Here is a 14,424-nt window from a genome sequence, read left to right on the forward strand (position 1 = left end):
CATGCCCATAAGGGCGCCGGTGAAAATCAGGATCGAGGGCATGGACGGGCGCATCTGTTCGCCTCCGTTCGTTTGTGGCAGTCACGGACAAAACCCGATTGATTGCGAAAAAGTTCCGCGTCACGGCATGTGCCCCCGGGCGTGACGGTCATACGAGCGCATATGTCGGAATTGTCGGTTTGACCGGATGAGGCAGCCGCTATAGCCGAAGCCAGGGAGACGTTCAGCGGAAGGGAGCCGCCCGAAATGGCGTTCAAGACAGATATCGAAATCGCCCGCGAGGCACGCAAGAAGCCCATCCAGGATATCGGCGCGAAACTGGGCATCCTGTCCGACGCGCTGATCCCCTATGGTCACGACAAGGCAAAGGTGGGGCAGGATTTCATCGCCTCGCTGGCGGATCGGCCCGATGGCAAGCTGATCCTGGTGACGGCCATCAACCCGACCCCGGCGGGCGAGGGCAAGACCACCACGACGGTGGGTCTGGGTGACGGGTTGAACCGCATCGGCAAGCGCGCGGCGATCTGCATCCGCGAGGCCAGCCTGGGCCCGAATTTCGGCATGAAGGGCGGGGCCGCGGGGGGCGGCTTTGCGCAGGTCGTCCCGATGGAGGACATGAACCTGCATTTCACCGGGGATTTCCATGCGATCACCGCCGCCCACAACCTGCTGTCGGCGATGATCGACAACCATATCTACTGGGGCAACGATCTGGGTATCGACGAGCGGCGCGTCACCTGGCGTCGTGTGCTGGACATGAACGACCGGGCGCTGCGCGATGTCGTGACCTCGCTTGGCGGGGTGTCGAACGGCTTTCCGCGGCAGACGGGGTTCGACATCACGGTCGCCTCCGAGGTGATGGCGATCCTGTGCCTGGCCGCCGATCTGGATGATCTGCAGCGGCGTCTGGGCGACATGATCGTGGCCTATACGCGCGCGCGGACGCCGATCTATTGCCGGGACCTCAAGGCCGATGGCGCGATGACCGTGCTGTTGAAGGATGCGATGCAGCCCAACCTGGTGCAGACGCTGGAAAACAACCCCGCCTTCGTCCATGGCGGACCCTTCGCGAATATCGCCCATGGCTGCAACTCGGTCATTGCGACGCGCACGGCGCTGAAGTTGGCCGATTACGTCGTGACCGAAGCGGGGTTCGGCGCCGATCTGGGGGCCGAGAAGTTCATGAACATCAAATGCCGCAAGTCGGGATTGGCCCCAGATGCGGTGGTGCTGGTCGCCACGGTGCGCGCGATGAAGATGAACGGGGGCGTGACCAAGGCCGATCTGGGGGCCGAGAACATCGCCGCCGTTGAGGCCGGATGCACCAACCTTGGCCGCCATATCGAGAACATCAAACGCTTTGGCGTGCCCGTGATCGTCGGCATCAACCATTTCGCGGGCGACACCGAGGCCGAGATCGCCGCGGTCAAGGCCCATGTGGCCGCGCAGGGGGCCGAGGCGATCGTTTGCAGGCACTGGGCCGATGGCGGCGCCGGCATCGAGGAGATGGCGCAAAAGGTCGTCGACCTGGCCGACAGCGGCGCGGCGGAGTTCACGACCCTGTACCCGGACGAGATGCCGCTTTTCGCGAAGATCGAGACCGTGGCCAAGTCGATCTACCATGCCGCCGAAGTCACGGCCGACCAGAAGGTGCGCGACCAACTCGCGGCGTGGGAGGAGGCCGGCTATGGCGATCTGCCGGTCTGCATGGCCAAGACGCAGTATTCGTTCACGACCGACCCGACCCGGCGTGGCGCGCCCGAAGGTCATAGCGTGCCGGTACGCGAGGTGCGGCTTTCGGCGGGGGCGGGGTTCGTCGTGGCGATTTGCGGTGAGATCATGACAATGCCCGGGCTGCCTCGTGTGCCAGCGGCCGAAACCATCGGATTGGATCTCGACGGCGCGATCGACGGGTTGTTTTGACGGGACAGGCGCGCGCGAGCGCACTCCGGGGGCCTTGAACCCCCGGAGTGCGCCGGGGGCGCTGCCCCCGCGCGGCCCCGTGGGGCCGCTGCCCCCGGAGGTATTTTTTCCAAGAAGAAATGGCCGCAGCGGGGCGGATTTTGCGCTGGTCCCGATGATCGGCCTTTGGTTCAGGCGGGGATCATGGTGCCTAGCAAAAGAGCGACCTCGCGCAGGCTGCCATCCGCGGCCTCGGCCTGCAGGTTGGCCCGTGTCACCAAAAGGCGGCGGCCGGCCTTGACGACCTCGCCCGTGGCAATCAAGCGGCGGCCGGCCGCCGGGGCGATGAGATTGATCTTCATTTCCACGGTCAGCACCTCTGCCCCCAAGGGCATGAGGCTGAGCGCCGCATACCCCGCGGCGCTGTCGCCGAGCGCAAAGCTGGCGCCGGCATGGACATAGCCGTGTTGTTGCCCGATCTGCGCGCATACGGGAAGCGACAGGGTCACGCGACCGGGCGCGATAGCGTCGATCCGCGCGCCGATGGTTTTCATCATGGCCTGACGGTCAAAGCTGTCGCGGATTTCGGTTTCCTTTGCCGGGGTCAGCGGATGCGGTGCGTTTTCGGGGCGGGGCATGAGGGGCCTTTCGACGTCAGGTTGGGGGCAGGGCGGAACCCGAGCGATCTTGCACGGGTTTGCGGCGTTGCCCTAGGGGATGTTGCCTTTCGCGGACCGAGTTGGGATTGCGGGGCGACCAGGCATCCGATCCGTGCCTTAGCGCCGTGGCATCGGGATCATGACCGGCGGGCTGCCCAGCAGGATGGCGCGGGCATCGTCGCGCATGATGCCTGAAAGCTCGGGCCGGTCGCAGGCCAGCCCGCCTGTATAGGCCCCGTAGGCGGGCAGGATGATCCGGCATGCGTCGATCAGGAAGCAGCGGCGGCTGAGCGATCGGCCGCGCAGGCTCAGTCGGGCCTTGGGGTGATAATGCCCAGAAAGCTCGCCCCTTGCGTCCGGTGTCGCGATATGGCGAAAGACCAGCGGCCCGGCCTGGTAGTGCAGCAGGTGGTCACCGCCGAGGGCGATCGGGCCGGGATCGTGGTTGCCTTCAATCCAGATCCACGTCCGTCCGGCCATCAGCGCCCCCAACCTGCCACGCGTGGCATCATCCAACGCCTCGGCCGCGGCGGTGTCGTCGAAACTGTCGCCGAGGCAGATCACCGTCGCGGGGGCCGTGCGGTCGATATCGCGTGCAAGGCGATCCAGCGTTTCGGCACCTTCATAGGGCGGCAGCATGGCGCCACCGCGCCGCGCCATGCGTTCCGATTTCCCCAGATGCAGGTCCGACACCACCAACAGCCGCCGTGAGGGCCAGAACAGGCCGCCCGAACCAAGCGCCTCGAGGGCTTCGCCGCAAAACGTGACAGGCAGATTGTTCATGGTCTGTTCGATGCCATGCCGCTCCGGGCGACGCAAGCCATTCGCGCCGTCAGCAGCCACCCCGCAGGGGCCGCGTCAGGCGACCGTCAGCCCGGCGGCCTGCATCAGCCGGGTCGCTTCCTCTTCCAGCAGGCGCTGGCTGGCCAGACCCTGGATCGGCACGCGGCCGGGTTCGAGGAACAGCGGCGCAGCCAACGGGGTGACACGGGTCAGGCGCAGGTGGTCGATGCGGTCACCGATGCGCGCAAGCATCCCTTCGATCCGGCCGAAATCGACAAGACCGCGCATCGCCTCGTCCCGCGTGATGCGCAGCATCAGGTGGTCGGGATCGTATTTCCGCAGCGTGTCATAGAGGATATCGGTCGAAAAGGTCGCCTGCCGCCCGGTCTTGCGCTTGCCGCCGGGCATGTTGCGGTCGATCAGCCCGGCGATGATGGCCGAGCCCTTGAAGGTGCGTTTCATCACCGCGTTATCGGCCAGCCATGTCTCCATCGTCTCGACCAGGTTGTCGCGCGAAAACAGCGGCGCGGCATCGGTCACGGCGTCCAGCCCCCAGATCAGCGTCGCGTAATCGGTCGCGACGAAGCCCGTCGGGTTCAGGCCCTGCGCCTCCATCCGTTGGGTCAGCAGCAGGCCCAAGGTTTGCTGCGCGTTGCGCCCGGCGAACCCGTAAGCCACCAGGTGCTCGCGTCCGTCATGGGGGAAGCTTTCGACCAGCAGCCGGTCGCGTTCGGGCAGACGGCTGACGCGGCGTTGCAGGTGCAGCCACTCGCGCGTGTGGCTGGGCAGGTCGGGCCAGTCGTCCTGCCGGAACATGGTGAGGATGCGGTCGGAGAGTTGCGTGGATGTGGCGAATTTCGTGCCCATGAAGGTGGCGATCTTGGGCTTTTGCGTAGGGGTGCGCGTCACTTCGACCACCATTTCGCGCATCCCCTCGTAGCGCACGATCTCGCCCCCGATCAGAAAGGTATCGCCCTTGCGCAGGAGCGAGGCGAAATATTCCTCGACCTCGCCCAGGGGCTTGCCGCCACGGGTCTTGTGCAGGCGGACCTGCATCTTGTCGGCATCCACGATGGTGCCGATATTCATGCGGATGCGTTGTGTCGCGCGCGGGTCGCGCAGCTGCCACTGGCCGTCGGGCCGTTGCAGCAGGCGCTGCCACTGGTCATAGGCGCGAAGGGCATAGCCGCCCGTCGCCACGAAATCGAGGCAGCGGTCGAAGAGGTCGCGCGAGAGCTGCGCATAGGCGCCGGTGGTGAGGACCTCGGCATAAAGGTCATCGGCGCCGAACGGCCCGGCGGCGGCGCGGATCAGGATATGCTGACAGAGCACGTCCAGCGGGCCGGGGCCGCGCGCCTCGCCGTCGAGGTCATGGTCGCGCACCGCGGCGAGGGCGGCGATGCATTCGATCACCTCGAAGCGGTTGGCCGGCACGATCAGCGCCTTTGAGGGCGCGTTATAGCGGTGGTTGGCGCGTCCGATCCGTTGCACCAGGCGCTTGACGTTCTTGGGCGCGCCCACCTGGATCACCAGGTCCACATCCCCCCACGTCGATGCCCAGATCCAGCGTGCCGGTGCAGACGATGGCCTTGAGCTGGCCGTCGGTCATGGCCTGTTCCACGCGCTCGCGCTGTTCGCGGGCCAGGGCGCCGTGATGGATGCCAATGGGTAGTTGATCCTCGTTGGCGAGCCACAGGTGATGAAAGAAGATCTCGGCCTGGGCGCGGGTGTTGTGAAAGATCAGCGTGGTGCGGTGTTTCCTGACCTCCTCCAGAACGGCCGGGATGGCATAGCGCCCGCCGCCGCCCGACCACGGGGGCGGCTCGGTCGTGTGCAGCATGGTGATGTCGGGGTCGGGGCCGGGGTCGGCCATCAGGATCTCGCACGGGTCGGGGTGGCGGGCAAGCAGCCGGGCGATGGCCTGCGGGTCCTCCACCGTGGCCGACAGGCCCACGCGGCGCAGGCCGGGGGCAAGCGCAGACAGGCGCGACAGCGCCAACATCAACTGGTCGCCGCGCTTGCTTTCGGCCAGGGCGTGGATCTCGTCGACGATGACGCGCTCGAGCCCCGCGAAGGTGCGATGCGCATCCTCGTAGGATGTCATCAGGGCCAACGATTCAGGCGTCGTCAGCAGGATATGCGGCGGGTCGGCGCGCTGCCGTTTCTTGCGTGAGGATGGGGTGTCGCCGGTGCGGTCCTCGACGCGGATGGGCAGGCCCATCTCGGTGATCGGGCCGGTCAGGTTGCGGCGAATATCGGCCGCCAGCGCCTTGAGCGGCGAGATGTAGAGCGTGTGCAGCCCCTTGTGTGCGCCGTCCGACAGTTCGGCGAGGGTCGGCAGGAACCCCGCCATCGTCTTGCCCGCCCCCCGTTGGCGCGATCAGCAGGGTGCAGGGCTGGTCGGCGGCGGCCAGCATGTCGCGCTGGTGCGGGTGGATGGACCATCCGCGGGCCTCGAACCATCCATTGATCGCAGGGGGGAGCGCCGTCATGCGCCCCTAGATAGAGTGGGTCGGGGCGCGCGGCGAGGGGGCAAATCCTTCGGCGCAGGATTTGCGGGGACGAAAACCCTTCGAGAAGGGTTTTCCGGCGGTCCGCGCCTCAATGCACGATGTCTTCCTCGTCGACATAGAGGTTCTGCCACGCACGATCGATCAGGTCGGGCCGCATCTGGTAGGGGATGCCCTCGAACTCGCAGATCGCGATGATCTGATCGAGCAGGAAATTGGCGTGGTAATTGGCAAAGACGTTCTGGATCGTCGGGTATTTCACCTTGAGCAGGTGCAGCAGCGATTTCTCGTCCAGCGGGACCTTTTTCTTGCGCGCGACCATGGCGAGGATCTTCAGGAACTGGTCTTGCGTCGGGCCGTCGATCTTGACCTTGAAGAAGATGCGGCGCAGGGCGGCCTGGTCGAAGATCTTGTTGGGGTGAAAGTTGGTCGAGAACACCACCAGCGTGTCGAAGGGCACTTCGAACTTCTCGCCCGATTGCAGGGCGAGGATGTCGTAGCCCATCTCCATCGGAACAATCCATCGGTTGATCAGCGCCTGGGGCGGTTCGTCCTGACGGCCCAGGTCGTCCACGATAAAGACGCCGCCGGTCGATTTGAGTTGCAGCGACGCCTGGTAGGTCCGGCTGACCGCGTTGTAGTTCAGATCGAGCATTGACAGTGTAAGCTCGCCGCCCGTCATCACCGTGGGGCGGGTACATAGCAGGTAGCGCGTGTCATAGCGGGCCGAGGCCTTGCGCAGGGGGCTGCCGCTCGTGTCGTGCTTTTTCCTCGACCAGCGTGTGCACGATCGGGTCATAGAGCGTGATGACCTGCCCGGCATAGGTCACGGCCTGCGGGATGTAGATGTTGTCGCCCATCGCGGCGCGGATGCCTTCGGCGATCGAGGATTTGCCGTTGCCCGGCGGGCCGTACATCAGGACGGACCGGCCCGAGCCGACGGCCGGGCCAAGCTGGTCGATCAACCCGTCGGGCAGGATCAGGTGCCCCATCGACCCCAGCAGGCGGTCACGCGTCAGTTGCACGTTCTTGACCGACTGTCGCCGGGTCTGCGCCTTGTAATCTTCAAGGGGGACGGGCATCGCGCCGTAATATTCGGATTGCGACAGCGCATCGAGGGCGCGGGCCTTGCCGGTATCGGTCAGTTGAAAGCCCATCTCGTTCGACGAGGTGGCGTGCAGGGTGCCGGTGGCCTGCATCAGCCCCATCTCGCGCGACATGTCGATCAGTTGCTGGGTCAGCGGCAGCGGCAGGCAAATGGCCTGGCCGATCTCGGTCGCGGTTTCGACATTCTTGCGAAAGACCGTCTTGAGCAGGATGTCACGCATCATCACGACGGTCAGGCCGGTGTCTTTCAGGCTGCGCAGGGGTGGCGGCGCGAACCCGTCAACGGCCCCGGTCTGCATGTTCATTCGGACGGCTCCCACCTTGGTCCAGCTTGTGCTTGGATCAGGGTGCCGTCCGAATTGGGCGAGAGAATGGCGCTGCCGTGATCAGAGACCGGCACGCAGCCCGAGGGCAAGGTAGATCACCAGCGCCCCGGCCAGCGCCACGCCCATCGGAAAGAGCTTGCCCCGGTCCCACGAGGCCCAGTCGGCCGTGGCGCGGCGCACGGCGGGCACCCGCCCCGCCCCGCGATGCGTCACCCAGGACCCGATCAGCACCAGGCTGAACAGCATCAAGAAAAACAGGTAATCGCCCGGTGCGATGAAGGGGGCCATGGCAGCGGCGAACTTGCTGTCGCCGGCCCCGGCCAGCCCGAGCGAGGTGATGATGAAGCCTGCAACCAGAACAATACCCAGCTGCGCAAGGCGCATCAGGTAGGCATCCATCGGCAGGACGATCAGGCCCGCCCCCAGGAACACGGCCGTCAGCGACAGGACCGCAACATTCGGAATGCGCATCTCGCGCAGGTCGGACAGGGCCACCCAGATACAGATGGGCAGTGCCAGGGGCAGGAACCACAGGGACTGTTCAAAGGTCAGGGCAAGAGTGCTCATCGGTCAAAGGACCTCCGCGTCGAGGGCGCGCAGGGCGCGCACGGCTGCGTCGAAATGTTGGGGGTGCGTGTCGATGGCCTCGGCCAGCAGGGCGCGGCCCGTCTCGGTCTGGCCCTGCCGGATCGCGGCCAGAGCGGCCGTGTGCAAGAGCTGCGCCCGCTCGATCTGCGACATGCGCACCAGCGGCAACTGATAGTTGCCCTGTGCGGCCCGCGCCATGACCAGGTTATTCTTGGCGGTGAACAGGTCCGGATCGTACGAGATCGCCTCCATGAACAGATCTTCGGCGGCGGTGAACTCGCCCCGGCTCATGCGCGAAAAACCCCAGTTGTTCAGCACGCTGGCCGGCCGGGTCGTCAACCCGGCGGCGGTTTCGTAAAAGGCATCGGCGCGGTCCCATTCCTGGTTGCTGTCGGCGACCATCGCCTCGAGACGGTAGCGCTCGTAGGTCTCCATCGTGGGGGGTACGAGGTCGAGTTGCCGTTCCGCCTCGTCCCAATCGCCGGTGCGGATCAGGGCGTCGGCATAGTCGAGCCGGTCTTGATCGAGCGACGTGTCATCGGCGACCACCTGGCGCCAATGCGCAAGCGACTCGCCCGCGCGACCGGCCCGCACGAGACTGCTGGCAAGGCCGCGGCGCAGGTCGATGCGCTCGGGCTGTTGTTCGAGGGCGCCCTGGAAATAGGTCACGGCCTCGGCCGGGGCGGCAGCCGTCAACATGATGTCCGACAGGTTCGTCTCGTCGATGACGTTCAGGGGATCGAGGCCGCGATTGACATCGGCACCGCCCGTGTCGTCACAGGCCGCCACGCTCAAAACGGCGCACAGGACCGGAATGATCCGGAAATCGGGAACCATGGTCTGCCTCATTCTGCTCGTCCAACTTGGTCCTGTCGCCGTTCTTTTGGGGCTCATGGCGTTTCGAGAAGCTCGTAAACACCCGGTCCGCGACGTATCAGGTCAAAGCGGTTTTCTCCGTTGATCTCAGCATATACCGGATTTTCCATGCGCGCGATAGCCAGTCTCAAGTTGTCGCGAAGCGCGTCCGAACGGCCACTATCGAGGGCAAAGGCCTGCTGAAAGACGCGCCGTGCCTCGCCATACTCGCCCTGCTCCATCAGGACGACGCCGAGATTGTTCAGGGCCGGCACGAAATCCGGGTCCTGATCGAGGGCCTGCCGCAAGAGGTCCTCGGCCTGGCCGATGCGCCCGAGGCGCAGATTGGCCGACCCGATCGCCGACAGCACATCGACGGTCAACCCGATCGTCGCCGCCGCCCGCGAATAGGCGCGGATCGCCAGCCGGTATTCGCCCGACGCCATCAACCGGTGCCCGACAGTCAACCCGTCAACCCCCTCGACCCCTGTCTCGATGCCCGGTGCCTCGGGGTCCGCGTCCGACAGCGGCCCGGTGGGCGTGCAGGCCGCCAGACCGCCGACGATCACTGCAAGGCTGGCGGCGGCAAGGATGCGAAAGGGTGTCATGGGATGGATCTCCCGGTTCTCGATCTGCTCGGGCGGGGCCGGTTCGTCCGGCCCTCGGATGCTGTTGCATCGGTGGCGATCACTCTAGCGGTGATCCTGGGCGATGTCTGCCCTCAGCCGTCGCCCAGCATCACGGCAATACCATAGACCGACGGCCCGATCAGGATGATCAGCAGGGGCGGCACGCAGAACATCATGGTCGCCAGCGTCAGCTTGGTCGGCAGTTTGTTCGCCTTTTCCTCGGCCCGCATCACGCGCTTGTCCCGCATCTCGCCGGCATAGACGCGCAACGCCTCGGCGACCGAGGTACCGAAGGTGGCCGATTGGATCAGGGTCGTCACGAAGCTGTTGATGTCCTGAACATCGACCCGTTCGCCCATGTCGCGCAGGACGCGCGTCTTGTCCTTGCCGGCCTTCATCTCGTAGGCGACCATCAGGAATTCTTCCGCCAGCGCGGGGTAGGAGCTTTCGATTTCCGTGGCGACGCGGTTGATGGCCTGATCCAGCGATTGACCGGCCTCGACACAGACCAGCATCAGGTCCAGCGCGTCGGGAAAGCCCGAAATGATTTCCTCCTGACGCGATTGCAGGCGGCGCTTGACCCAGTATTTCGGCGCGTAATAGCCCAAGCAACCCGGCATCAGAACCGCAAGGATCGAGTTCTGCGCCGATCCGCCGCCTCCGGCGATCAGCACGTAAAGCGTGCCCAGGATCAACCCGCCGATGCCCCCCACCAACTGGGCGAGGTGGAACAGTTGCACCGCCCCTTTCGAGCGGTAGCCCGCGCGCATCATCGTCAGTTGCGAGTTCGACAGTTCCTCCTGGTCCTGCGGCTGCAGGTACTGGCTGAACCGGTCGAGACGCTGATCCTTGCCGCCCACCCGCAATCGCGCGGCGGCTTTTCCTTGCTCGGGGTCTTCCGAGGGCGCGTTCAGGCGCGAGAACGGATCATTGCGTTTTTGCAGCAGGGCCGGCAGCACCAGAAGGATCAGCAGAACCCCAAGGAAGCCGGCCGCGAACAGGGGGCCCATTTCCCCGAACTGGGCAACGAGCCATGCATCGGCATCGTCGATGATTTTCCGGATCTGGTCCATTCTTGCGTGTCCTGCTCGCTAGTGTCTGTTCGGGTCGGGCCGGTCCGTGAACCGGGCTAGACCTTGATGTTCACCATCATGCGCATGAAGATCATGTTGACGCCCAGCATGACGGCCACGACCGCGCAGGCCGGGATGAAGGCGGGGGTGTCGATCACGTCGGAATAGTAGTCGGGTTTCATCACGTTGATCCCGATCAGGGCGATGATCGGGAAGAACGACAGGAACGTGCCGGAGAACTTCGCCTCCGAGGTGATCGCCTTGACCTTGCGAAACAGCTTGAAGCGTGCGCGCATCACGTCGGCCAGACCTTGCAGGATCTCGGCCAGATTGCCGCCCGATTTCTGCTGGATGCCGACGGCGACGGCGAGGAACCGCAAATCCTGGATGTCGAGACGTTCGGCCATGGCCCGGATCGCCTCGGAGATATCGCGGCCATAAGCGGCCTCGTCGGCGATCACGCCCAGTTCCGAGGCCAGCGGGTCCGACATCTCGCGCGAGACGGTCGCCACCGCCGAGACGAACGGGTGACCGACGCGCAAGGACCTCACCATCAGTTCGACCGCGTCGGGCAACTGCTCTTCCAGCGCGGCGATGCGCTTGGAGGCCTTGGAGTTCACCCAGTAATAGACGGCCCCGACCCCCATCACGACCGACACCAGCAGCCGAATGGCAAAGCCCGCGCCGGTCAGGATCGTCAGCGCCAGAAAGGCGGCGACGGTGATGCCGGCCATCACCAGCATCAGTTGCTCGGGTGAAAAGGCGATGTTGGCCTTTTGCGCCTTGTCCGCGATCAGCGAGTAGAAGGGCACGCGCACCTTGCCCTTGTGCTGGTCCATCTCCTTGCGCAGCTTGGCCAGGACATCCTCGCGCGAGGTGCCCTGTTCCAACATGGACAGGCGGCGGTTCACGCGTGCATTCAGGCTGATGGTCTTGCCGAAAACGGCCAGATAGACCCCTTCGACCAGCAGGATGACGCCGACGAAGATGCCGATATAGATGAGCGGTTCGATGGAAAGCTGCATGTCAGGTCACTCCGCCGCTACGGGTTCATAAATCGAGGTCGGCAGGTCATAGCCCCACTGGCGGAAGCGGTCGGCGTAATGGGACCGCACGCCGCAGGCCGTGAAATGGCCGATGATGGTGCCGTCGGGTTTCAGGCCGGTGCGCTGATAGCGGAACACCTCCTGCATCGAGATGACCTCGCCCTCCATGCCGGTGACCTCGGTGATCGACACCATCCGGCGCGAGCCGTCCTGCAGGCGGCTGGCCTGCACGATCAGGTTCACAGCCGAAGAGATCTGCGCGCGCACGGCCTTGATCGGCATCTCGATGCCCGACATGGCCACCATGTTCTCAAGGCGCGAACAGGCATCGCGCGCGCTGTTGGCGTGGATCGTGGTCATCGAGCCATCGTGGCCGGTGTTCATGGCCTGCAACATGTCGATGACTTCCTCGCCGCGGGTTTCGCCGACGATGATGCGGTCGGGGCGCATCCGTAGCGCGTTGCGCAGACAGTCGCGCTGCGTGACCGCGCCCTTGCCCTCGACATTGGGCGGGCGGCTTTCCATCCGGCCCACATGGATCTGTTGCAGTTGCAGTTCCGCCGTATCCTCAATCGTCAGGATGCGTTCCTTGTTGTCGATGAAGGACGACAGCGCGTTGAGCGTGGTCGTCTTGCCCGACCCCGTGCCGCCCGAGACGATGACATTGAGGCGCGTGGCCACGGCGGCCTGCAGATAGGCGGCCATCTCTTCGGAGAAGGCGCCGAAGTTCACCAGGTCGTCAACGCCCAGCTTTTCCTTCTTGAACTTGCGGATCGAGACGAGGCTGCCATCCACGGCCACGGGCGGCACCATCGCGTTGAAACGCGAGCCATCCTTGAGGCGGGCGTCGACATAGGGGTTCGACTCGTCCACGCGGCGGCCCACTGCCGACACGATCTTGTCGATGATGCGCAACAGGTGGCGTTCATCCTTGAAGCGCACATCGCTGAGGGTCAGCTTGCCCGCCCGTTCGACAAAGACCCGGTTCGGGCCGTTCACCAGGATGTCGTTGACGGTGTCGTCCTTGAGCAGCGGTTCCAGCGGGCCAAGGCCCGTGACCTCGTCGAACAGTTCGACATTGAGGGTCTGGCGGTCCTCGCGGTTCAGCACCATGCCCATTTCGGCCAACTGTTCGCTGGTGATCGCCGTGATCTCGGCGCGCAACTCGCTTTCCTTGGCGGTTTCCAGGGCCGACAGGTTCAGGTTGTCGAGCAGCCGATGATGCATCTCGGTCTTGATCTCGTCGAGACGTTGACGGCGCTTGTCTTCCTTGTCCTGTGACGAGGGGGCGGCCGGGGTCGCCGTCGCTTCGGCCGGGGTCGCCTTGCGCGTGACCGTCGCCTTGGCTGCGGGGGCGGCCGGTTCGGCATCGGCGGGGGCCTTGGCCGCGGCGACGGCGGCGCGCAGATCCGTTACCGGGGCGGCCGCGCCATCTGATGCCGGTGTCGATGTGGGTTTGCGGTATTTCGAAAACATCGCGGTGGCTTACCTTTTCTTTGCGCTGACAGCGTCCGAGACCATGGCGGTGAACAGCCCGCCGGCCAGCTTGGCGATTTCCTTGCGCAACGGGTTCTTGCGGCACGCTTCGGCCAGCGGTTGGCCGTTGTCGCCGGCCGCCATCACGGGCTTTCCGCCTTCGGGAAGGTGGGTGGCGATCTCGACACCCAGGCTTTCGCTCATCTTCTTGGCGCGGCTTTTCCCGGCCAGGTCGGTCATGCCGGGGGCGCGGTTCAGAACATATTGCACCTTTTCCAGGGGCAGATCCTCGGACCGCAGCGCCTTGATGAACCGCATCGCATCCTGGGCCGAGCGCAGATCCAGCTCGAGCGTGGCGAAAAAGATGTCCGAGCGGTTCAGGATCGTCTCGGTCCACATCACGATGCTGCGCGGCATGTCGACGATCACGATATCGAAACATTGCTGCGCATAGGTCAGCAGCGCGTCCACCTCTTGCGGGCCGATGATGTCCAGCGGCAGGATCTCGGGCGGCGCGGTAAACACCGACAGCTTGTCGCCATAGCTCACCAGCGCCTGGCGAAAGGCGTCGACATCCATCGATTGCGCCTCTTGCAGCAGTTCGACGACGACATCGCGCCGCGGCAGGTCAAGGTAGGTCGCGGCCGAGCCATATTGCAGGTCCAGGTCCAGCAGACAGACCGTCGGCGGCTTTTTCTTGTCGGCGACCGCCAATTCCCAGGCGAGGTTCACCGCCAATGTGCTGGCCCCGGTGCCCCCGGCAAGGTTCTGCACGGCAAAGATCGCACCGTCGCCATCCAGCGAGGGGCCGGCCTCGACCGGGCGGGCGGGTGAGGGGCCTTCGATCGCATCGGGCTGGGGTGCTGCGCCTGTCTCGGGCGCGGTCCGCATCTTTTCGATGGCGTCGTGAAGGGCACCTTCGGCCAGCGGGTAGGGGAGGAAATCGCACGCCCCCATCCGCAGCAGCTGGTGCAGCGTGGCCGGCGATACCCCGTCGGCCACCAGAATGACCCGGACGTCGCGGGCCCGCGCCGTGCGGATGATCTCGCCCAGGTGCCCGATATCGGCCTCGTCCTCGGCATCGATGGCCATGGCGATGAACAACAGGTCGTCGGCTTCGGGTTGGGCCAGAAAGGTGCAGATCTCGCCAAACCCGAGATCGCCCCAGCCCTCGCCAAGGTCGGCTTCCATGTCCTCGATCAGGAGGTCAAAGCGTTGTACGTTGCGCGATACGGTGCAGGCGACAATCGGCGCCGGTTCGGATCGCAGTGCTAGACCGCTGCTCATTGCTCAATTCCCAAATTGGTCCGGTGGCCCGGATCGTCGTTTTCCCCCTGGTACGGGTCTGCTGTGCCCGCTTGGGGAAGGCGGTCGTGCCATCTCAGGGCGATGGGCGGACCACTTCACTCGGGAAGGTGCTGCGCAATGTGGGCAACAATAGGACGGAAATTGGGGATTCTGTTTGCAGAT

The 14,424-nt window shown here is 65.1% G+C and carries 10 protein-coding genes and 2 pseudogenes; 1 reads left to right on the forward strand and 11 read right to left on the reverse strand.

All coding sequences use genetic code 11. The features are described 5' to 3' along the window. Positions 1-246 precede the first annotated feature (246 nt). Complete coding sequence (locus tag ROSELON_RS08815) at positions 247-1,923, forward strand: formate--tetrahydrofolate ligase (protein ID WP_025312046.1); 1,677 nt, start codon at positions 247-249, stop codon at positions 1,921-1,923. Positions 1,924-2,093: 170 nt separating this feature from the next. Here the strand turns inward: ROSELON_RS08815 and ROSELON_RS08820 are convergent, their stop codons facing one another. The 11 genes and pseudogenes from ROSELON_RS08820 to ROSELON_RS08870 form a co-directional block, all read right to left on the reverse strand. After that, a complete protein-coding gene (locus tag ROSELON_RS08820) occupies positions 2,094-2,540 on the reverse strand; it encodes a PaaI family thioesterase (protein WP_198020741.1) in 447 nt (148 codons plus the stop codon). A 138-nt stretch (positions 2,541-2,678) separates the two neighbouring features. Beyond that, complete coding sequence (gene pdeM, locus ROSELON_RS08825; protein ID WP_025312048.1) at positions 2,679-3,344, reverse strand: ligase-associated DNA damage response endonuclease PdeM; 666 nt, start codon at positions 3,342-3,344, stop codon at positions 2,679-2,681. A 75-nt stretch (positions 3,345-3,419) separates the two neighbouring features. Then, positions 3,420-5,836: pseudogene (locus tag ROSELON_RS08830) on the reverse strand (ligase-associated DNA damage response DEXH box helicase). 109 nt (positions 5,837-5,945) lie between these two features. Then, positions 5,946-7,266: pseudogene (locus tag ROSELON_RS08835) on the reverse strand (ATPase). A gap of 81 nt (positions 7,267-7,347) precedes the next feature. Continuing rightward, the gene (locus tag ROSELON_RS08840; RefSeq protein WP_025312049.1) at positions 7,348-7,854 is read right to left on the reverse strand and encodes a prepilin peptidase; all 507 of its coding nucleotides are present in this window, start codon (positions 7,852-7,854) and stop codon (positions 7,348-7,350) included. Positions 7,855-7,857: 3 nt separating this feature from the next. Further along, positions 7,858-8,712, reverse strand: coding sequence for a tetratricopeptide repeat protein (locus tag ROSELON_RS08845; RefSeq protein WP_025312050.1), 855 nt, complete (start codon positions 8,710-8,712; stop codon positions 7,858-7,860). Positions 8,713-8,765: 53 nt separating this feature from the next. Next, positions 8,766-9,338, reverse strand: a complete 573-nt coding sequence (locus ROSELON_RS08850; protein WP_051508384.1) for a tetratricopeptide repeat protein — start codon at positions 9,336-9,338, stop codon at positions 8,766-8,768. Positions 9,339-9,451: 113 nt separating this feature from the next. Next, entirely contained in the window at positions 9,452-10,432 is a 981-nt protein-coding gene (locus tag ROSELON_RS08855; protein ID WP_025312052.1) for a type II secretion system F family protein, read from the reverse strand. A gap of 56 nt (positions 10,433-10,488) precedes the next feature. Next, entirely contained in the window at positions 10,489-11,457 is a 969-nt protein-coding gene (locus ROSELON_RS08860; protein ID WP_025312053.1) for a type II secretion system F family protein, read from the reverse strand. A 6-nt stretch (positions 11,458-11,463) separates the two neighbouring features. Beyond that, on the reverse strand, positions 11,464-12,954 hold the full coding sequence (locus tag ROSELON_RS08865) for a CpaF family protein (RefSeq protein WP_025312054.1): 1,491 nt from the start codon (positions 12,952-12,954) through the stop codon (positions 11,464-11,466). A 9-nt stretch (positions 12,955-12,963) separates the two neighbouring features. Next, a complete protein-coding gene (locus tag ROSELON_RS08870; protein ID WP_025312055.1) occupies positions 12,964-14,241 on the reverse strand; it encodes an AAA family ATPase in 1,278 nt (425 codons plus the stop codon). Positions 14,242-14,424 lie beyond the last annotated feature (183 nt).

Origin of the sequence: Roseibacterium elongatum DSM 19469, from assembly GCF_000590925.1 — a bacterium.
GTDB lineage: Bacteria > Pseudomonadota > Alphaproteobacteria > Rhodobacterales > Rhodobacteraceae > Roseibacterium > Roseibacterium elongatum.

What these genes read in the sequence shown, in the direction of transcription:
- ROSELON_RS08815 (WP_025312046.1), top strand. Translation starts at nt 247, where the DNA reads ATGGCGTTCAAGACAGATATCGAAATCGCCCGCGAGGCACGCAAGAAG.
- ROSELON_RS08820 (WP_198020741.1), bottom strand. Translation starts at nt 2,540, where the DNA reads ATGCCCCGCCCCGAAAACGCACCGCATCCGCTGACCCCGGCAAAGGAA.
- pdeM (WP_025312048.1), bottom strand. Translation starts at nt 3,344, where the DNA reads ATGAACAATCTGCCTGTCACGTTTTGCGGCGAAGCCCTCGAGGCGCTT.
- ROSELON_RS08840 (WP_025312049.1), bottom strand. Translation starts at nt 7,854, where the DNA reads ATGAGCACTCTTGCCCTGACCTTTGAACAGTCCCTGTGGTTCCTGCCC.
- ROSELON_RS08845 (WP_025312050.1), bottom strand. Translation starts at nt 8,712, where the DNA reads ATGGTTCCCGATTTCCGGATCATTCCGGTCCTGTGCGCCGTTTTGAGC.
- ROSELON_RS08850 (WP_051508384.1), bottom strand. Translation starts at nt 9,338, where the DNA reads ATGACACCCTTTCGCATCCTTGCCGCCGCCAGCCTTGCAGTGATCGTC.
- ROSELON_RS08855 (WP_025312052.1), bottom strand. Translation starts at nt 10,432, where the DNA reads ATGGACCAGATCCGGAAAATCATCGACGATGCCGATGCATGGCTCGTT.
- ROSELON_RS08860 (WP_025312053.1), bottom strand. Translation starts at nt 11,457, where the DNA reads ATGCAGCTTTCCATCGAACCGCTCATCTATATCGGCATCTTCGTCGGC.
- ROSELON_RS08865 (WP_025312054.1), bottom strand. Translation starts at nt 12,954, where the DNA reads ATGTTTTCGAAATACCGCAAACCCACATCGACACCGGCATCAGATGGC.
- ROSELON_RS08870 (WP_025312055.1), bottom strand. Translation starts at nt 14,241, where the DNA reads ATGAGCAGCGGTCTAGCACTGCGATCCGAACCGGCGCCGATTGTCGCC.